Below are 18,386 nucleotides of genomic sequence, written 5' to 3'. Positions count from 1 at the left end.
CTTCGAGCTTGCCCTTCTTCCCGAATGCTCAGCGCTGGTCGGCCTGGCTCAACTGGCCCTCGACGACGGCATCGGCGGGTATCGCCACGATGCCATCGACAACCAGCGGCTCAATCGATGTCGAACAATCCCGCGAGCTGTTCGACCATAGTACCGCCAAGCTGTTCGGCATCCATGATCGTCACCGCGCGGCTGTAATAGCGCGTGACGTCATGGCCGATGCCGATCGCACACAGCTCCACCGGCGAGCGATTCTCGATCCAGTCGATCACCTGGCGCAGATGTTGGTCGAGATAGGCGCCATGGTTCACCGACAATGTGCTGTCGTCGACCGGCGCACCGTCGCTGATCACCATCAAAATCTTGCGTTCTTCGGGGCGGCTGATGATGCGGCTGTGTGCCCATGTGAGCGCTTCGCCGTCGATATTTTCCTTGAGCAGCCCCTCGCGCATCATCAGTCCCAGCGACTTGCGCGCACGACGATACGGTTCGTCGGCGGGCTTGTAGATGATGTGGCGCAGGTCGTTGAGGCGGCCGGGGTGCGCGGGGCGACCCGCGGCGAGCCAATCCTCGCGGCTCTGGCCGCCCTTCCAGGTCCGGGTCGTGAACCCTAAAATTTCGGTCTTCACGCCGCAGCGTTCGAGGGTGCGCGCGAGGATGTCGGCGCTGATCGCGGCGATGCTGATCGGCCGTCCGCGCATCGATCCCGAATTGTCGATCAGCAGTGTCACCACGGTATCGCGGAAATCGGTATCGCGCTCGATCTTGTAGCTCAGTGACTGGCCGGGCGAGACGATCACACGCGCAAGCCGTGCCGCGTCGAGTTGGCCTTCCTCCTGATCGAAATCCCATGCGCGGTTCTGCTGCGCCATCAGCCGGCGCTGCAGCCGGTTGGCGAGCTTGGTCACCGCGCCCTGCAGATGCTGCATCTGCTGGTCGAGATAGGCGCGCAGCCGCGTCAGTTCGTCGGCATCGCACAGCTCGGTCGCGAGGATGATTTCATCATGCTTTTCGGTGAACCGCAGGTAATTGAAATCGGGGATGTCGCCGGGCAGGCGGTTGGGGCGCACGGGCAGCATGCCCTCATCGCCTTCGCCGCCCATTTCGGGTTCGCCGTCGGCTTCCATTTCCTGCGCGTCGGGGTCGCTGTCGCCGTCGTCGGCCTGATCGCCGGCCATTTCGGCGCGCGCGTCGACCTGGCTTTCACCGGCGCCACCGTCTTCGCTGTCCTGCTCTTCCGGGCTTTCGTCCGCCTCGCTCTCATCCTCCTCGCCGCCATCCTCGCCGCCCTGTTCCAGCGGTTCGTCGCTCTGGATCAGGTCGAGATGGCGCAGTGCGAGCTTGGCGGTTTCAGCAAAGGCCGCCTGATCGTCGAGCAGCATCGACAGAGCGGTCAGGTCGCCGCCGGCTTCCTTGGCGATCCATTCGCGGACCAGCGACAGGCCGGTTTCAGTCCCCTGCGGTGCGGCCTCGCCGGTCAGTGCCTCGCGCAGCAACAACTCGAGCGCGCTCGACATCGGGACCTCGTCGCGGCCCTGCGCGCGCGAAATCGGATCGCTGCGCATCCGCATCGCGAGGCTGGCCGACAGATTGGCGCGCATCCCGTCCATGTGTCGCGCGCCCAGCGCCTCGATCCGCGCGCGCTCCATCGCGTCGAACGCGGCGGCAGCGAGCGGTTCGGCGGGGCGCGCCGCGGCGTGCAGCTTCTCGCTGTGGTGCTTCATGCGCAGCGCATAGGAATCGGCAAAACCGCGGGCTTCGGCGACCTGATCGGCGGGCAGGGTGCGCGAAGGGGTCGGCACCTTGATCGCCTTGCCGATCTGCGCCGGGGCGTCGGCGGTAAAGCCGACCTCGACCTCTGCGTCGCGGGTGACGGCGCGCGCGACGCTGGAGAGCGCAGCCTTGAAATCGTCGAGGGGCGAGGAGGCGGTCATTTCGAGTCGGCTCTAACCAGCTTTTACGGAGGAAGGAAGAGAGCCAGAAATTTCTCGTTGCGATCGTCACCCCGGACTTGATCCGGGGTGACGAAGAGGGAGTAGATAACCAGATAGCTAAGCTCGCTTGACGCCGTTCGGGCGCGGGCGCATCCGGCTGGGATGAGCTCTCCCGCCCTGTCCCCCATGAAAAAGCCCTGGGTGGTTATCGCTTGCGCCGCGTTCATTGTCACCCTCGCGATGGGAGTGCGCCAGTCGTTCGGGCTGTTCCTGCCACAGATGAGCGTCGATATCGGGATCAGCCGATCCGATTTCGGCCTCGCGATGGCGCTCCAGAACCTGCTCTTCGGACTGGTTCAGCCGTTCGTTGGCGCGCTGGCCGACAAGCATGGCGCGGGCCGTGTCGTGCTGGGCGGCGCGCTGCTTTACGCGCTCGGGTTGATCGGCGCGGCATTTGCGACCGACGCGATCGGGCTGCATATCAGCTTCGGCATCTTTATCGGCATGGCGCAGTCGGCGACGACCTTTGTCGTCGTGCTTGGTGCGGTCGGGCGAGTCGTCAGTCCAGAAAAGCGTAGCAGCGCCTTTGGTATCGTTACCGCGGGCGGCTCACTTGGGCAGTTCCTTGTCGTGCCGCTGGCGTCGATGTTGCTCGGTGACGTCGGCTATCACCAGACCTTGTGGATCATGGCGGGGCTGGTCGCGCTATGTGGCCTGCTCGCGATCGGGGTCGCCGGGCGGACTGACGGCGGTCCAGGCGTCGCCGCCGAGGCTGAACAGACGGCGCGCGAGGCGCTCCGCGAAGCCGGGGTTCACCGCGGTTTCTGGCTGCTCAATGCCGGTTTCTTTGTGTGCGGTTTCCACATCGCTTTCATCGCGACGCATCTGCCCGCCTATCTCGACGACAAGGGACTGGGGATCGGGATCGGCGCGCAGGTGCTGGCGCTGGTCGGGCTTTTCAATATCCTCGGCTCCTATATCTTTGGCCGCGCGGGCGACGTGCTGCGCCAGAAATATGTCCTGTCGGGGCTCTATGTCGCGCGCGCTGCGGTCATCGCGCTGTTCCTATTCCTGCCGCTCACCCATGCGAGCGCGCTGCTGTTCGCGGGGGCAATGGGCTTTCTGTGGCTCGGCACCGTCCCGCTGACCAGCGGAATCGTCGGGCGCATTTTTGGCATCCGCCACCTCTCAATGCTCTATGGTATCGTGTTCCTCAGTCATCAGGTTGGCAGCTTTTTCGGCGCATGGATGGCGGGGCTGATCTTCGACGCGACCGGCAGCTATAATTTCGCCTGGGGTATCTCGATCGCGCTCGGCCTGTTCGCGGGGCTCGTCCACCTGCCGATCGCCGACGCGCCAGTCAGACGGCTGCAACCAGCATGAAATTGACGCGGCAGGATGTGGCGGCTCTGGGGCTGTTCGCAGTGATCGCGGTGGGCGGCCTGTGGCTGTGGCGCGGCGAAGGGCCGACCGTCTGGCTCGCCGATTTCGCCATGATGTGCGGATTTTAGGGCGCGGCAGCCACCGGCACGCGATTGCAAATCGTTTCATCATCGGGCTTCGGCTCCGCCGGGTCGGGGAGCAGTCGGAACGCATGCGCCAGATGCGTCGCCACCCGCTCGGGCCGCGCCCGCTTGTCGGCCACGACATCAACAAAATCGCGACACGCGACCGCACTGCGCAGGAAATTGCTGTGCCCGGTCGCGCTGCGCGACACATCGGTGGTGTCGACAACGGTCAATCCGGCGACCGACACCGGATAACAGCGCACCGGCAGTCCCTTGGCTTTCAGGTCGGCCGCCTCGAACGGATCGAAACAATAAGGCGATCCGAGCCGTGGATAGCCATGCAGAGCGCGCGACGCGGCGAGCGCCTTGTCGGCGTGCGAGACATAGACGGTGATCCGCCGGTTGTTGGCGACGCGCCGCGGCGACAGCACCTCTTCCTCGATGTCGCGTTCAAAGGTTTCGCGATCGATGTCAGGTGACGCGAGGATAACGTTCGAGATATTGCTGCTGTCGGCACTGCTCGACGTGCGATCGACATAGGCGATGGCCGGAATGACCAGCCGCGCTCCCAGCGAGTGCGAAACGACGACGATTTCCTTGACCCACGGCCGCTCGGCGAGCGTCTTCAGGAAATCGCGAAATCTGCGGACGTCGTGATACATGTTGGTCTCGTCGACCGCGTAGCTCAGCACTTCGCCCTGCGACGGCCAGCTATACTCGATCACCGGACCGTCGAAGCCGGTCATCCGCGCAATCTGCGCCGCATCCTTCGATGTCGTCTCGAACGTCTCACGATAGCCGTGGACATAAAGCAGCACGCGTCCCTGCCGCCGATCGGTCTCGGCCTGCAATGCCGTCCACCAATCAACCGACGCCTGAAATGCCATCGGCGTGCGGAGCTTTTTCTTGCCCCCCACCTCAACCTCGCGCGGCACGGCAAAACGGCCATAGCGGATCTTGTCGCCCCGGTGCCGGAGCATGCTGATATCGCCAGTGCGGCAGTCGGGCAGGCGGGTTGTGGCAAAGAACAACGGCAAGGCGTCGCCATCGACCACCGCACCCGGCTGCGCCGTGCAGCGCGGATCGGCGACATAGTCGGCGTGGCGGACCGGGCCATAATCGACGGCTGCGATGCTGCAACCCGATAACGCCAGCGCGGTTGCGGCCACCGTCAGGCGGCGCACCATCATCACTTGCCGATGACGCCTTCGGGCAAATCTTCGCCAAACACGCGCTGATAATATTCAGCGACGATCATCCGCTCGGCCTCGTCGCATTTGTTGAGGAAGCTGAGGCGGAAGGCGAAGCCGAGGTTGTTGAAGATCGCGGCGTTCTGCGCCCAGCTGATCACGGTGCGCGGGCTCATGACGGTCGAAATGTCGCCGTTGATGAAACCCTGCCGGGTCAGATCCGCGACCTTGACCATATTGGCAACCGTGGTGTCGTCGGTGTTCGGCACCTTGGCCAGTATGATCGCGCTTTCGGTCGCGGCGGGCAGGTAGTTCAAGGTGACGACGATGTTCCAGCGGTCCATCTGGCCCTGATTGATCTGCTGCGTGCCATGATACAGCCCGCTCGTATCGCCGAGCCCGACGGTATTGGCGGTCGAGAACAGACGGAAATAGGGGTTTGGTCGGATCACGCGGTTCTGGTCGAGCAGGGTCAACTTGCCCTCGGCTTCCAGTACGCGCTGGATCACGAACATCACGTCGGGACGACCCGCATCATATTCGTCGAAGACGAGCGCGGTCGGCGTCTGGAGCGCCCAAGGGAGCAGGCCTTCGCGAAATTCGGTAACCTGCTGGCCGTCGCGCAGCACGATTGCGTCACGGCCGACAAGGTCGATACGGCTGATATGCGCGTCGAGGTTGACACGGATACACGGCCATTTCAGCCGCGCCGCGACCTGTTCGATATGCGTCGACTTGCCGGTGCCATGATAGCCCTGGACCATCACGCGACGGTTGAACTTGAAGCCGGCGAGGATCGCGAGCGTCGTGTCGCCGTCGAACACATAGGCGGGGTCAAGGTCGGGAACGCGCTCGTCGGCCTCGCTGAACGCCGGCACCTTCATGACGATGTCGATGCCGAACAGCTCGCGTGCATCGACCTCGATATCGGGCGCCGCGAGGAGCGTCGAACCGTGATGGTCGGGAAGGCTGTTCGGAATATCGGTCATGTCACAAGGTCCAGCGAAGGCGGTCGGGAGAGAGTCGCCGTTGCCCGGCGCTTCGGCTAGCGCGGTATAGGCGTCGGTTTCAGCTTGCAACGCCTTTTCAGAGCAGCCCGAGCGCCTTCATCACCGCCGACTGGTCGTAATAGGGGCGTTCACAGACGATCTTGTCGCTTCCGGGGGCAAATTCGAAACTCGCGGCCATGCGGATGCGAAACGCCTTGCCGGTCGGCTCGATCGTGCGCAGCCCCAGCTTCAGCGGGCCAAGATGTGTACCGGTCAGCCAGAATTCGACGAGCACCGTGTCGGTCGCGGCATCGGCGGCGATCGCGATCACCTCGTTCGCCTGATCGGGAAATGGCTCGCGCGACGCGGCGAAATAGGACCGCACTGCGGCTTCGCCGTCAAACACCGTTCCGGGGCCGAGCAGTTCGTAGCGCGGATGATCGAAGGTCGCGATGACGCCGTCCCAATCGTGGGTGATCTCGAGCGCCATATGGCGGCGCACCACCTCGATCCGGGCTTCATCCAATTCGCTCATCGCACCTGTCCCCTCAAGCAAAGGCCTTGGTCTTGCGGAGCAATTGATACGCCGCGACGACCTCACCCAGCCGCGACTCGAAACTGCGGTCGCCGCCGTTGCGGTCGGGATGATAGCGGCGGACGAGCTCGCTGTAACGTCGCCGCAGCGCGGCGCGGTCGGCGTCGGCGGCGAGGCCGAGCAATTGCATTGCGCTATGCTCCTCACGCGTCAGCCCCGGATTGGCCGCCTCGCGCCGCGCCTCGTCCATCCGCTGGCGAAAACGCGCGCCCAGCGCATCGATCGGATCCTTGAAATCGGCCCAGCGCGGCGGCAGGTCGGCGCTGCCCGCGGCGCGAAAGCTGCGGCTTTCGGTCTCCCATCCCGCGGTCGGCGACTGCGCCGCCATGATCTGGTCGGGGTTCATGCCCTCGAAGAAATTATATCCCGCGTTGAATTCGCGGACATGGTCGAGGCACAGCCAGCGATATTGCGGCGGTCCGTCCGGAGAGCGCGTCCACGACATCGGGGCGCGAAACTCGCCCGCTTCACGGCATCCGGGCGCGGCGCAGGGTTCGTCGCGCGGGACACGACCATGGAAACGGTTGGGGCGGGGAGGCGTCGGCAAAATGCGCTTTCAAGAGATGGGGGAGGTCTTATAATTTGGCGACGGAGCGGTTATGGTCAACCCCATGAGCAGCAATGGCCCCGTGCAGCAAGAGATGGAAAGCATGCTCCGTGCAGCTTTTCCCGACGCCACTTTCGACCTGAGCAACGATAGTGCCAGCCATCACGGCCACGCGGGCGACGATGGATCGGGCGAATCGCATTTCAGCCTGACCATCGAATGGGCGGGCTTTTCCGGGATGGATCGCGTCGCCCGCCAACGCACGGTGAACAAGGCGCTCGGCGATTTGCCGGGGCAGCGCGTTCACGCGCTCGCGATCAAGGCAACAGCGCCTGGAGAATGACGATGGTCGCCAAGGTCAATCTCGCCGAAGCCTTTGCAAGAATCCCCGAAGCCTGGAGCCCGCATGTCGCGGGCGACATCAACAATTTTCAGGTCAAGCTGGTTAAGCTCGACGGCAAGTTTGACTGGCATCATCATTATTCAGAGGACGAATTATTCCTCGTCATCGCCGGAAGGATGAAAATGGGGCTGCGAACTGGCGACGTGATCGTGGAGCCGGGCGAGTTCATCATCGTGCCGTGCGGTGTCGAACATTGTCCCGAGGCGCTGGGCGGCGAATGCCATGTCGTGTTGCTCGAACCCGGATCAACCCTGAACACCGGCAATGTCGAGACCGAGAAGACGCGGCGAACGCTGGAAAGGCTGGACTGAAGATGGATATCATCACCCCCTCGACCCACGATCTGGGCGCCTTTGAAGTGCGGCGGACGCTGCCCAACAAGGCGCGCACGATGGTCGGCCCCTTCATTTTTGTCGACCAGTTTGGTCCGGCGCATTTCGACATCGGTACCGGCATGGATGTGCGCCCGCATCCGCATATCAACCTGGCGACCGTCACCTATTTGTTCGAGGGCGCGATCGATCATCGCGATAGCCTGGGTACGCTGGCAACGATCCGCCCCGGCGCTTGCAACCTGATGACCGCGGGTAGCGGCATCGTCCATTCGGAACGCACCCCTGCCGCCGAGCGCGCTGCAGGCTCTGGCATTTCAGGAATGCAAACCTGGCTCGCGCTGCCCGATGGCAAGGAAGAGATCGATGCGGCATTCGAGCATGTCGCGAAGGACGATTTGCCGCTGATTGAGGACGGCGGCGTGTCGGCACGGGTCATCATGGGTAGTCTGTGGGGCGCGACCTCGCCGATCACCCAGCATGCCGCGACGATCTACGCCGATATTTTGATGAACGCCGGGTCGAGCATTCCGGTCGAGGCCGAGGCCGACGAGCGCGCCGTGCTCGTCGCGCTGGGTGACGCGAGCCTCGATGGCGAAAAGCTCGACCGTTACAGCCTCTATATATTGAAACCCGGGCAGGGGATGACGCTGCGCGCCGACAGCGATGCGCGCGTAATGCTTCTCGGCGGCGAAGCCTTCGCGACGCCGCGCCACGTATGGTGGAATTTCGTGAGCTCGTCGCGTGATCGCATCAATCAAGCGAAGCACGACTGGAAGGATGGCAAATTTCCGCTCGTTCCGGGGGATAGCGAGGAGTTTATTCCGATTCCCGACGTGCCGAAGACGGTGAGCTATCCGTGAAGGTTGGCCAACGACCGGAAGTCGACATCTCTTCTCCCCTCCATCTCAGGGAGGGGCCGGGGGTGGGTCGCCGCCAAAGGCGGCGTTCTGGCTCGGCTCGCTAGCGCTCGCACCCACCCCTAAAAGGGAGGGCTATGTGTCAAAGGCAAGCCAAAGCGGGGGGTGCGCGCCTTCTTGAGGTCGGCGGCAGTTGACTTCGGGATGCAGGCCACTTGCCAGCCGTGCCGATCCTCTCCATCAGGTTTTGAATTAAAACCAAAGGAGCGATGTCGATGATCGGCGATTTCGAACAACAGCGCGTGAAGCTTTCGACTGGCGTTGAACTCGACGTCGTCGACATTGGACCACGTGACGCGTCGGCGTTAATCTTTCTCCACGGCTTCCCCGAATCGCATCGTACCTGGCGCTATCAGCTGCCGCATTTCTCGAAACGCTTTCGCTGCATCGCGCCCGACCAACGCGGCTATCGCGGGTCGTCGAAGCCACAGGACGCGGCGTCCTACACCCCCGACAAGTTGATCGCCGATATTTTCGCGCTCGCCGATGCACTGGGTATCGAGGAGTTCACCGTCGTCGGTCACGACTGGGGCGGGGCGATTGCCTGGGGGGTGGCGTTGGGCGGCCAGCCGAGCGGGCTGCATCCGGTGTGGTCGGGGCGCGTGACGCGCGCCGTGATCGCCAACGCCCCGCACCCGGCGATCTTTCAGCGCTTGCTTCTGACCAACGAACAGCAGCGCGCGGCAAGCCAGTACATCAGCATTTTCCGCGACCCCGCGAGCGACGCGGTCATCGAGGAACATGGCATCGCCGGTATCCTTGCGCATGCCTTTGCGGGACGCGTACCCAGCGGGGGCATCCAGCCGCCCGACGAAATCGCGCGGTTACTGAAGGATTGGGAGGATCGCGACGCCTGTCGCGCGATGATCAACTGGTATCGCGGATCGCCCGCGGTGGTCCCGGCGATGGCTGCGCCCTATGCCGAACCGCCAGCAATGCAGTTTCCCACGCTCACCATCCCGACGCTGGTCATCTGGGCGCTCGACGATGTCGCGCTGCCGCCGTGCAACCTTGACGGGATCGCCGACCTTGTCCCCAATGTGCGGATCAAGCATGTTCCCGATTGCGGCCATTTCGTGCCGTGGGAGGCGCCGGACGCGGTCAATGCCGCGATGGACGACTTCCTCACGACCGACTGAATTACTGCAATTTCCCTTTGGCCAAAAAAAGTGGCGGGCGGCGTATTCGCCGCCCGCCTGGGGGGCTGGTCATGCGCATCCTCCACGCGCGAAAGGGTCTGCCAACAGACTTTTTTTACATAATTTCCGGGGTTTCCGGGAAATTTGGAGCGTCGATTTAACCATAGGTTTGGTACAAATGGCAGGCTTTCACATTCTCCCTAACTTGCCATACTTCCGTCATGGAAGTGGGAGGACTCAGGGTCGCCTCGATCGTTGACCGCATGATGGCCCGACGAACTGGACCGTCGAACGCGACGTCCATGTGCTCTACTTGTATGAAGCGGGAAGTTATCACTGGCTGGAAACCTGGCTCGACGATCGCAGGACGTCGCTCGGCGATCCTTTGCCCGGCGAGATGTGGCTGGCGCCCGCCGGACGTCGCTATTACGGCGAAGCAAAGGGCGGGGCGGTTCGCTATATCGAGGTTGAAATTCCGAGCGCGCGGCTGGCGGTGGCGTCGGACACGCGGGCGCTCGCAGGGCATTATGACATGGCACTGGCTGCGTTCGTGCGCGCCTTGGCGGCGGGCGACGCCGCTGCCGCCGATGCGCTGGTGACCATCCTTGCCAAAACGCTGGAGGCGATGGTGGTGCGACCCGACCCGTCCGCGGTCACGCAGCGTATCAACGACCTGTTGGCGCATATTCAGACTCAGCTAGAACTGTCGCTGACCGTCGAAGAGATGGCGGCGGAAGTGGGCATGTCGGTCAACAGCCTGATCGTCCATTTCGCGCGCGCGATCGGTTACACCCCGGCGCAATATATGCTGCGCCAGCGGCTGCGCCGCGCCTGCTGGTTCCTGATGAACCGCCCGCTGTCGGTCGCCGAAATTGCCTTTGCTACCGGCTTTTCCAGCCATGCCCATCTGTGCGCGATCTTTCGCCGCAAGCTGGGCATGTCACCGGGCGAGTGGCGACGGCGCCATGTTTCGGCGATTTTGCCGCCAGCCTGGGAGGATTAATCGATGTCGCACACCGCTATCATGCTGCTCGCCGGAATGGCGCTGCTGATCGTGCTCCGCCTCACGGTCCGCGACGCGGCGCGGGCGATGCGGATCTTCCTGATCCTGTGGTTTGTCGTTTCGATCGGTAATCTGCTCGTCGGGGTGCTGTACGCCGGTTACGGATGGGCCGAGGAAGCGGGGATTTGGCTGTTGGTGTTCGGCGCCCCGGCGGCGGTCGCGCTCGCGGCGCGCCGGATCGCGGCTTAGTCTTCGGGCCGCAGCAGACAGCCACTCGCGCCTGCATAACGCGCGCTGCGCGATGCGAGCAGCGGGACGCTGCCGGTTACCGTCTTGGTCGCCGGGTCTTCGCTCAGCGACACCATCTCCATCCCCGGCTCGAAATCGCTTTGGCAGCTCTCCAGGCTGCGCCCCTGAACATAGCGGCACGAACAGCCGACGCGCGCCGCATAGGCCGACCCGAGTTCGGCCTGGGCCTTGAACGACGGGAATTTCCAGATCGCAAAGCCGGTCAGCAGCACCGCAAGAACGACCAGCCACGGCAGGCAGCCGCCCCAGCGGCTCGGCGTTTGGCGCGAGCGCGGTAGGGTCGGGACGGGGGTTTCGGGCAGTGGTGCCGCGGTGGGCGTCTCGCCCGTTGAAGGACCGGTCGGGTTGGTGCTAGTCACTCAACCCATGATCACCATAAAACGGCTGCTGGCAAGTGCCGCTCTCGCGATGCTCGGTGCCTTGTCGCTGGTACAGGCGGCGGGGCAGGGCAATATCGCACCCGCGTCGGCTGCGCCCAAATTCGGCGCGTCGCTTGATGGGGTCGCCGCGACCGACACCCCTCAACCGCTGCCCGCGCTGCCTGCCGCGATCAAGGCGCGCGCCGATGCCTTGTTCGTCAATGCCGAGGATGTCGGGCAAACGCGCGCGCTATTTATCCTGCGCGATGGTGAGCCGATCTACGAACGCTATGCCGCGGGCTTTGGCCCCGAAACCAAGCTGATCAGCTGGTCGATGGCGAAAAGCATCACCGCGGTGCTGACCGGCTTTCTCGTTGCCGACGGGCAATTGGCGCTCGACGGCCCGGCGCCGGTCGCGGCGTGGCAGCGCAGCGGCGACCCGCGCGGTGCCATCACGCTCAAGCATTTGCTCCACATGTCGGCGGGGCTCGAGCATGTCGAAAATGGCGATCCGATCTGGCAGGGCGACACCGTTGCGATGCTGCTCGGTGGCGGTGCGCCCGACATGGCCGGGTTTGCCGAAGCCAAACCCGCGGCGGCGCAGCCCGGCGAAATCTTCAACTACAGTTCTGCAACCAGTGTCATCCTTTCCGACATCTTGGCTGATACGCTGACGCCGTCCCGAAGCCCGGCAGCGCGGCGCGACGCGATGCGTGAATTTATCGCGGGGCGCCTTGTCGAGCCGCTCGGCATGACCAGCCTGACCCCCGAGTTCGACGCCAGTGGCACGATGATCGGCGGCTCGATCATGCACGCGACGGCGCGCGACTACGCCCGCTTCGGCGAGTTTTTGCGCAATCATGGCGTCGTGAACGGTCAGCGGCTGCTCCCCGAAAGCTGGATGGATTTCATGCTCAGCCCGTCGGCGAACGACGGTGGCTATGGCGGACATATCTGGCTCAATCGCAAACGTCCCGCGGGGGCGCAGCCCGCCCTGTGGCCCGACCGCGGTCCCAATGACCTGTTCGCCTGCATCGGGCATCAGGGGCAATATATCATCGTCTCGCCGTCGCAGCGAGTGACGATCGTCCGGTTGGGCGTCACCAAGGGTGAACAATTCCCGGCGCTGCGCCGCCATCTGGCCGATTTGACCGCCGCTTTATAGCAGGAAATCGCCGACCAGCGTCGTGACGCAGTTTCCGGTCAGCTCGACCATGTCGCCATCGAGGCGGCAGCCGACATGGCCGCCACGTGCGCTGGCCTGATAGGCCGCGAAGGCGTCGCGCCCCAGCCGTGCGGCCCAATAGGGGGTCAGCACGCTGTGCGCCGATCCAGTGACAGGATCCTCGTCGATCCCCGCGCCCGGGGCAAAGGCACGGCTGACGACGTCGGCGCCCGATGGATCGCCATCGCCGGGCGCGGTCGCGATGTAAAGGACATCGCCGCCCTCCTTGAGGGCGCGAAAATCGGGCGCCAGTGCACGGACGCTCGCCGCATCGCGATAGGCGATGATCGCATAACCGCCGGGGTGCCACTGCGTCTCGACCGGATCGCCGCCAAGCGCCCGGACGATATCGGGCATCGCTTTGGGTGCGGGCGGATAGGACGGCAACGCCATGCGATACCCCGCGTCGTCGCCTTCCTCTCCATTGATGCGCGACACCTGCAAAATTCCCGCCTTGCGGGTACGAAAGCGCATTTCCTGACGCCATGGCGCCGCCGACAAGAGCACATGGCCGCTGGCCAGCGTCGCATGACCGCACAGCGCAACTTCGACTGTCGGGGTGAACCAGCGCAGCTCATAATCGGCTTCGCCGCTCTCATCGGGGATCAGAAAGGCCGTTTCCGCGAGGTTGTTCTCGGCCGCGATCGCCTGCAGCACGCCGTCGCCCAGCCATTCCTCGAGCGGCATCACCGCGGCGGGGTTGCCGGTGAACGGGCGGTCTGCAAAGGCATCGACCTGGCTGATCGGCAGCCGCCGCGCCGCGCTCATGGGTAGAGCATCCCGCTCGACCAACCATTGGCGGTGCGGGTGTAAACCGTGCGTTCGTGTAGGCGGTGCGCACGATCCTGCCAGAATTCGATCGCGGCGGCCGCCACGCGCCACCCCGACCAGCGCGGCGGGCGCGGCACATCCTGCCCCTCGAACCGCGCCTGCATGTCGGCAAAGCGCGCCTCGAAGGTCGCACGGTCGGCGAGCGGGCGTGACTGCTCGCTTGCCCAGGCGCCAAGCTGGCTGTCGCGGCTTCGCGTCGCGAAATAGGCGTCGGCGGTGGCATTGTCGACGGCCGCCACCGGCCCTTCGATGCGGATCTGCCGCCGCAGCGATTTCCAGTGGAAAAGCAGTGCAACGTGCGGATTAACCGCCAGCTCGCCGCCTTTGCGGCTGTCGAGATTGGTATAGAAGATAAACCCGTCTGGACCATGCCCCTTGAGCAGCACCATGCGCAGCGACGGATGCCCGTCGGGCGTCGTCGTTGCGAGCGCCATCGCGTTGGCATCGTTGGGTTCGCTCGCCCGCGCCTCGACAAACCACGCATCGAACAGGGCAAAGGGATCATCTGTCATGCGCGCGGTCATACTGCGGTGCAGGGCCACGCGAAAGGCGGAACTTGACCGCTTAGTGGCACATTCCCACATCGACGCGTAATCGGGCCTTCCCGGCCAATCACTTATCGGGCTACAGGAACACTATGGCAGATCCCTATTCCACCCTGGGCGTCGCAAAAGGCGCGAGCGAAGCGGAGATCAAATCCGCCTATCGCAAGCTCGCCAAGGAATTGCACCCCGACAAGAACAAGGACAACCCGAAGGCGTCGGAGAAATTCTCCGAGGTCACGCGGGCCTATGACATCCTGTCTGACAAGAGCAAGCGTGCGCAGTTCGACCGCGGCGAGATCGATGGCGACGGCAATCCGGCGATGCCGTTCGGCTATGGCGGCGGGGGCGGGTTTCGCGGCGATCAGCGGACCGGGCCGGGCGGCTTCAGCGGTTTCGGCAACGAAGGCGCCGATTTTGGCGACATTTTCGAAGGCCTGTTCGGGCGCGGTGGTGGCGCCGCGGCGGGCGGTGGGTTCGGCGGTTTTGGTGGGCGCAGCGCGCCGCCGCCAAAGGGCGCCAACGTCGCTTATCGCCTCTCGGTGTCGTTCGTCGATGCCGCGACGCAGGCGCCGCAGCGGATCACGCTCGCCGATGGCGGCACGATCGACCTGAAGCTGCCCGCCGGGGTCGAAAGCGGCACCCAGATGCGGCTGGCCGGCAAGGGCCAGCCGGGGCCGGGCGGCACTGGCGACGGGATCGTCACGATCACCGTGAAGGACCATCCGTTTTTCGAGCGCGACGGCGCCAACATCCGGCTCGACCTGCCGGTGACGTTGGACGAGGCGGTCAAGGGGGCCAAGGTCAAGGTGCCGACGGTCGATGGACCGGTGATGTTGTCGGTCCCCGCCGGGTCATCATCGGGCAAGGTTATGCGGCTAAAAGGCAAGGGTTTTAGTCAGAAGAGCGGCGATCGCGGTGACCAACTCGTCCGCTTGATGGTCGATCTGCCCGCCGACCATGCTGCGCTGTCGGCCTTGCTCGGCGACTGGACCGATCCACGTGCGGTGCGGGCGGACCTCGGCGTCTGATGCGTGGCTGACGCCGCTCCCAAAGGCCGCACAGCCGCCGAGGCCGCCGCCATCGACGAATTGGCACGCCGGGTTGCCAATGAGGTCGATCAGGAATTTCTGGCGGGCGGGCATTCCCCGCACTCGCCCGAAGCGCGCGCCGAGCGCGCCAAGCGGTTTCAGCTGCGCGCCCGCGCCCAAGGGTTGATCCACCGCGGCCGCGAAACGCTCGGGCCGGGAACGCGCGCCTTCAAGATCGTCCGCCGCGTCGTCGTGGGTACCTATACCGACGGCTTCATCCACGCTGGCAATCTGGCCTACCTGGCGCTGATCGCGCTTTTCCCCTTTTTCATCCTGCTCGCAGCCGCCTTCTCGCTGCTCGGTGGCAGTGTCGGCGGGGAAGCGGCGATCGAGGCGGTGTTTTCGACCATGCCGCCCACCGTCGCCAACGCGCTGTCGGGGCCGATCCGAGAAGTGATGAGTGCGCGTACCGGCATCTTTCTGTGGCTCGGGGCGCTCGTCGCGCTGTGGACGGTGGGCAGCCTGATCGAAACCGTGCGCGACATCCTGCGCCGCGCCTATGGCACCCATTTCAGCAAGGGCTTCTTCCACTATCGGCTGCTGTCGATCGGTATCATCACCGGCGCCGTCGTCCTGATGCTGCTGTCTTTCAGCATGCAGGTGCTGATCGTCGGTATCGAACAGTTTGTGACGCGGGTGCTGCCCGAACAATATCAGTCGTGGGGTGTGGTAGCGATCTCGCGCGGGGTTTCCGGCCTGGGCCTGTTCGTGGCGATCTACATGCTGTTTTACTCGCTCACCCCGTCCAAATACCGCACGCGGAAGTTCCCCAAATGGCCGGGTGCGCTGTTCACCACGCTGTGGTGGATTGGCGTCACGCTAGCGTTGCCGCCGCTGCTGGCCAGCTTGCTTAGCTATGACGCAACCTACGGCAGCCTCGCGGGTGTGATGGTCGCACTGTTCTTTTTCTATCTCGTCGGATTGGGTATGGTGATGGGCGCCGAACTCAACGCCGCGCTCGTCGAGGTTGAGGATTTGGGCCGCGACGCTATTGGACCCGTCGACGACATCATTATGGAAAAGGCCGGAGACGCAGAATGACGGGTTTGATGCAGGGCAAGCGCGGGCTGATCATGGGGCTCGCCAACGACAAGTCGCTCGCCTGGGGCATTGCCAAGGCGCTCAGCGCGCATGGCGCCGAACTGGCGATTTCTTATCAGGGCGATGTGATGCTCAAGCGGGTGAAGCCGCTGGCCGACGAGCTTGGCTGCGACCTGCTGATCGATTGCGACGTGTCGGACATGGACAATCTCGATGCGACCTTTGCGACGCTCGCGGCGCGCTGGCCGACGATCGACTTTGTCGTCCATGCCATCGGTTATACCAACAAGGAGGCGCTGCGCGGCCATTACGCCGACGTGACGCTCGACGACTTCCTGATGACAATGAATATCAGCGTCTACAGCTTTACCGCGGTCGCCAAGCGCGCAGTCGCGATGATGCAGCCGCTCGATCCCGAAACCGGCAAGGGCGGCGGCGCGATGTTGACGCTCAGCTATTATGGCGCCGAAAAGGTGATCCCGCACTACAATGTCATGGGCGTCGCCAAGTCGGCGCTGGAAACCAGTGTGAAATATCTCGCCAATGATTACGGTCCGCAGGGGGTGCGCGTGAACGCGATCTCGGCGGGGCCGATCAAGACGCTCGCCGCATCGGGCATCGGCGACTTCCGCCTGATCCTCAAATGGAACGAGCATAATGCCCCGCTACGCCGCAACGTCACCATCGACGATGTTGGCGGTTCGGCGCTGTATCTGCTCAGCGATCTGGCGAGCGGCGTGACCGGCGAGACGCACCATGTCGATGCAGGCTACCACACCGTCGGCATGAAACAGGAAGACGCCCCGGATATCGCGCTTGTCTGACGGATTCGTCATCCGCGCCGCGACGGCGGCGGATGGCGATGCGATCGACGCGCTTCACCGCGCCGCGTTTGCGACGACCGAGTTCGGTTATCAGGGCGAGGCTGATTTGGTGCGGGCGTTGGACGCGGACGGCGACACATTGGTTTCGCTAGTCGCGGAACAGGGCGGCTCCGTTGCGGGGCATGCGCTGTTCAGTCGGATGGCGGTCGAAGCCGGCGGCCAGACTTTGTCGGCGGCAGGGCTCGCGCCCGTCGCCGTCGCACCGGCGTTGCATCGCCAGGGTGTTGGCGAAGCGCTAATTCGCGCCGGACTCGCGGCGCTGCGCGAACAGGGCTGTGCGATCAGTTTTGTCCTTGGCCACGAAAACTACTACCCGCGCTTCGGCTACTCGCTCGAACTTGCCGCGCGTTTTGCCTCTCCGTTCGCCGGCCCGCATTTCATGGCGATGATGCTGGACTCGGACGCGGCTTGGCCGCTAGGCGGGCGGGCAGACTATGCACCTGCATTCGGCTGGATGGGATAGGCGATGAGTTTCAACAGCTTCGGACGCGTCCTTCGCTTTACCACCTGGGGGGAAAGTCATTGCCCCGCGCTCGGCGCCGTCGTCGATGGCTGCCCGCCGCGGCTGTCGCTGTCCGAAGCCGATATCCAGCCCTTCCTCGACAAGCGCCGCCCCGGCCAGTCGCGCCACACGACGCAGCGACAGGAGCCCGATCAGGTCCGCATCCTGTCGGGCGTGTTCGAGGGCAAGACCACGGGCACCCCGATCAGCCTGATGATCGACAATGTCGATCAACGATCGAAAGATTATGGCGACATCGCGCAGGCCTATCGCCCCGGCCACGCCGATTACAGCTATGACGCCAAATATGGCATCCGCGACTATCGCGGCGGCGGCCGATCGAGCGCGCGCGAGACCGCGGCGCGCGTGGCTGCGGGCGGCGTCGCGCGGCTAGTGATTCCCGAGGTGCAGATCCACGCGTGGGTCGCCGAAATCGGCGGCGATGCGATCGACCCTGCCAATTTCGATCTCGAAGAAATTGATCGTAATCCCTTTTTCTGTCCCGACCCCGCCGCGGCGCACCGCTGGGAAGGCCTGATGGACGCGGCGCGCAAATCAGGCAGCTCGCTCGGCGCGGTGATCGAATGCGCCGCCAGCGGCGTTCCCGCCGGCTGGGGCGCGCCGATTTATGCCAAGCTCGACAGCGACCTTGCCGCCGCAATGATGGGGATCAACGCGGTGAAGGGCGTCGAAATTGGCGCGGGCTTTCAAGCGGCGCGCCTGCGCGGTGAGGAAAATGCGGACCCGATGCGCCCTGCGACCGACGGCAGCAACCGCCCCGATTTCCTGTCGAACAACGCCGGCGGCATCGCGGGCGGCATTTCAACCGGCCAGCCGGTCGTCGTCCGCGTCGCGTTCAAGCCGACGAGCTCGATCCTGACCCCGGTGCCGACGATCAACAAGGCGGGCGAGGCCGCCGACATCGTTACCAAGGGCCGTCACGACCCGTGCGTCGGCATCCGCGGCGCCCCGGTGGTCGAGGCGATGATGGCGCTCGTCCTTGCCGATCACAAACTTCTCCACCGCGCGCAGTGCGGGTGAC

General features: G+C 64.4%; 22 protein-coding genes. 14 read left to right on the top strand and 8 right to left on the bottom strand.

Annotated features, from left to right (window positions below; translation table 11 throughout):
* Positions 1-110 precede the first annotated feature (110 nt).
* Complete coding sequence (cobT, locus tag CDQ92_RS09645) at positions 111-1,934, bottom strand: cobaltochelatase subunit CobT (protein WP_088441148.1); 1,824 nt, start codon at positions 1,932-1,934, stop codon at positions 111-113.
* 162 nt (positions 1,935-2,096) lie between these two features.
* Here cobT and CDQ92_RS09640 point away from each other — a divergent pair, with 162 nt between their 5' ends.
* Both CDQ92_RS09640 and CDQ92_RS21810 read left to right on the top strand, forming a co-directional pair.
* Positions 2,097-3,317 (top strand): MFS transporter, encoded by a 1,221-nt coding sequence (locus CDQ92_RS09640; protein WP_088441147.1) that lies wholly within the window; start codon positions 2,097-2,099, stop codon positions 3,315-3,317.
* A complete protein-coding gene (locus CDQ92_RS21810) occupies positions 3,314-3,445 on the top strand; it encodes a hypothetical protein (RefSeq protein WP_268239154.1) in 132 nt (43 codons plus the stop codon). Before CDQ92_RS09640 ends, CDQ92_RS21810 begins: the two co-directional genes overlap by 4 nt.
* Here CDQ92_RS21810 and CDQ92_RS09635 read toward each other — a convergent pair.
* The 4 genes from CDQ92_RS09635 to CDQ92_RS09620 all read right to left on the bottom strand — a co-directional run bounded on the left by CDQ92_RS09635 (position 3,442) and on the right by CDQ92_RS09620 (position 6,763).
* The gene (locus CDQ92_RS09635) at positions 3,442-4,632 is read right to left on the bottom strand and encodes an alpha/beta hydrolase (RefSeq protein WP_088441146.1); all 1,191 of its coding nucleotides are present in this window, start codon (positions 4,630-4,632) and stop codon (positions 3,442-3,444) included. The genes CDQ92_RS21810 and CDQ92_RS09635 overlap by 4 nt on opposite strands.
* On the bottom strand, positions 4,632-5,621 hold the full coding sequence (gene cobS / locus CDQ92_RS09630; protein WP_088441512.1) for a cobaltochelatase subunit CobS: 990 nt from the start codon (positions 5,619-5,621) through the stop codon (positions 4,632-4,634). The genes CDQ92_RS09635 and cobS overlap by 1 nt, the downstream gene beginning before the upstream one ends.
* 97 nt (positions 5,622-5,718) lie before the next feature.
* Entirely contained in the window at positions 5,719-6,156 is a 438-nt protein-coding gene (locus CDQ92_RS09625) for an ester cyclase (RefSeq protein WP_088441145.1), read from the bottom strand.
* A gap of 13 nt (positions 6,157-6,169) precedes the next feature.
* Entirely contained in the window at positions 6,170-6,763 is a 594-nt protein-coding gene (locus CDQ92_RS09620; RefSeq protein ID WP_088441144.1) for a DnaJ domain-containing protein, read from the bottom strand.
* Positions 6,764-6,827: 64 nt separating this feature from the next.
* On the opposite strand from CDQ92_RS09620, the gene CDQ92_RS09615 reads away from it, so the two are divergent.
* From CDQ92_RS09615 to CDQ92_RS09590, 6 genes are all read left to right on the top strand, one after another.
* Entirely contained in the window at positions 6,828-7,106 is a 279-nt protein-coding gene (locus CDQ92_RS09615; RefSeq protein ID WP_169714553.1) for a BolA family protein, read from the top strand.
* Positions 7,103-7,477 carry a cupin domain-containing protein gene (locus CDQ92_RS09610; protein WP_088441143.1) on the top strand — a complete coding sequence of 125 codons (375 nt, stop codon included), beginning with the start codon at positions 7,103-7,105 and terminating at the stop codon, positions 7,475-7,477. The genes CDQ92_RS09615 and CDQ92_RS09610 overlap by 4 nt, the downstream gene beginning before the upstream one ends.
* A gap of 2 nt (positions 7,478-7,479) precedes the next feature.
* Positions 7,480-8,361, top strand: a complete 882-nt coding sequence (locus CDQ92_RS09605) for a pirin family protein (RefSeq protein ID WP_088441142.1) — start codon at positions 7,480-7,482, stop codon at positions 8,359-8,361.
* A 272-nt stretch (positions 8,362-8,633) separates the two neighbouring features.
* Positions 8,634-9,557 (top strand): alpha/beta fold hydrolase, encoded by a 924-nt coding sequence (locus CDQ92_RS09600; RefSeq protein ID WP_088441510.1) that lies wholly within the window; start codon positions 8,634-8,636, stop codon positions 9,555-9,557.
* A 304-nt stretch (positions 9,558-9,861) separates the two neighbouring features.
* Positions 9,862-10,560 (top strand): helix-turn-helix domain-containing protein, encoded by a 699-nt coding sequence (locus CDQ92_RS09595; RefSeq protein ID WP_144035735.1) that lies wholly within the window; start codon positions 9,862-9,864, stop codon positions 10,558-10,560.
* Between the two features lie 3 nt (positions 10,561-10,563).
* Entirely contained in the window at positions 10,564-10,809 is a 246-nt protein-coding gene (locus CDQ92_RS09590; protein WP_088441140.1) for a hypothetical protein, read from the top strand.
* Here the strand turns inward: CDQ92_RS09590 and CDQ92_RS09585 are convergent.
* Positions 10,806-11,228, bottom strand: a complete 423-nt coding sequence (locus tag CDQ92_RS09585) for a hypothetical protein (protein ID WP_188682337.1) — start codon at positions 11,226-11,228, stop codon at positions 10,806-10,808. The genes CDQ92_RS09590 and CDQ92_RS09585 overlap by 4 nt on opposite strands.
* A 7-nt stretch (positions 11,229-11,235) precedes the next feature.
* Between CDQ92_RS09585 and CDQ92_RS09580 the strand changes: the two genes are divergently transcribed.
* Positions 11,236-12,393 (top strand): serine hydrolase domain-containing protein, encoded by a 1,158-nt coding sequence (locus CDQ92_RS09580; RefSeq protein WP_088441139.1) that lies wholly within the window; start codon positions 11,236-11,238, stop codon positions 12,391-12,393.
* On the opposite strand, the gene CDQ92_RS09575 is transcribed toward CDQ92_RS09580, so the two are convergent.
* Positions 12,388-13,221 (bottom strand): PhzF family phenazine biosynthesis protein, encoded by an 834-nt coding sequence (locus CDQ92_RS09575; protein WP_088441138.1) that lies wholly within the window; start codon positions 13,219-13,221, stop codon positions 12,388-12,390. The two genes, CDQ92_RS09580 and CDQ92_RS09575, sit on opposite strands and share 6 nt — an antisense overlap.
* Positions 13,218-13,796 carry a pyridoxamine 5'-phosphate oxidase gene (gene pdxH, locus CDQ92_RS09570; RefSeq protein WP_088441508.1) on the bottom strand — a complete coding sequence of 193 codons (579 nt, stop codon included), beginning with the start codon at positions 13,794-13,796 and terminating at the stop codon, positions 13,218-13,220. The genes CDQ92_RS09575 and pdxH overlap by 4 nt, the downstream gene beginning before the upstream one ends.
* Before the next feature lie 125 nt (positions 13,797-13,921).
* Here pdxH and CDQ92_RS09565 point away from each other — a divergent pair, with 125 nt between their 5' ends.
* Genes CDQ92_RS09565 through aroC form a run of 5 tightly spaced genes read left to right on the top strand, consistent with a single transcriptional unit; the run spans position 13,922 to position 18,385 of the window.
* On the top strand, positions 13,922-14,857 hold the full coding sequence (locus CDQ92_RS09565) for a DnaJ C-terminal domain-containing protein (protein WP_088441137.1): 936 nt from the start codon (positions 13,922-13,924) through the stop codon (positions 14,855-14,857).
* Positions 14,858-14,917: 60 nt separating this feature from the next.
* Positions 14,918-15,958, top strand: a complete 1,041-nt coding sequence (locus tag CDQ92_RS09560; RefSeq protein WP_373289631.1) for a YihY/virulence factor BrkB family protein — start codon at positions 14,918-14,920, stop codon at positions 15,956-15,958.
* Positions 15,955-16,782: an enoyl-ACP reductase FabI gene (gene fabI / locus CDQ92_RS09555; protein ID WP_088441136.1), complete on the top strand. Its 828-nt coding sequence runs from the start codon at positions 15,955-15,957 to the stop codon at positions 16,780-16,782. The genes CDQ92_RS09560 and fabI overlap by 4 nt, the downstream gene beginning before the upstream one ends.
* The gene (locus CDQ92_RS09550; RefSeq protein WP_158213816.1) at positions 16,775-17,305 is read left to right on the top strand and encodes a GNAT family N-acetyltransferase; all 531 of its coding nucleotides are present in this window, start codon (positions 16,775-16,777) and stop codon (positions 17,303-17,305) included. The genes fabI and CDQ92_RS09550 overlap by 8 nt, the downstream gene beginning before the upstream one ends.
* A 3-nt stretch (positions 17,306-17,308) precedes the next feature.
* Entirely contained in the window at positions 17,309-18,385 is a 1,077-nt protein-coding gene (aroC, locus tag CDQ92_RS09545) for a chorismate synthase (RefSeq protein WP_088441134.1), read from the top strand.
* Position 18,386 lies beyond the last annotated feature (1 nt).

Source organism: Sphingopyxis bauzanensis (assembly GCF_002205675.1).
Lineage (GTDB): Bacteria > Pseudomonadota > Alphaproteobacteria > Sphingomonadales > Sphingomonadaceae > Sphingopyxis > Sphingopyxis bauzanensis.
The sequence above is the reverse complement of the archived record's forward strand: the minus strand, read 5'-3'. Positions and strand labels throughout refer to the sequence as shown.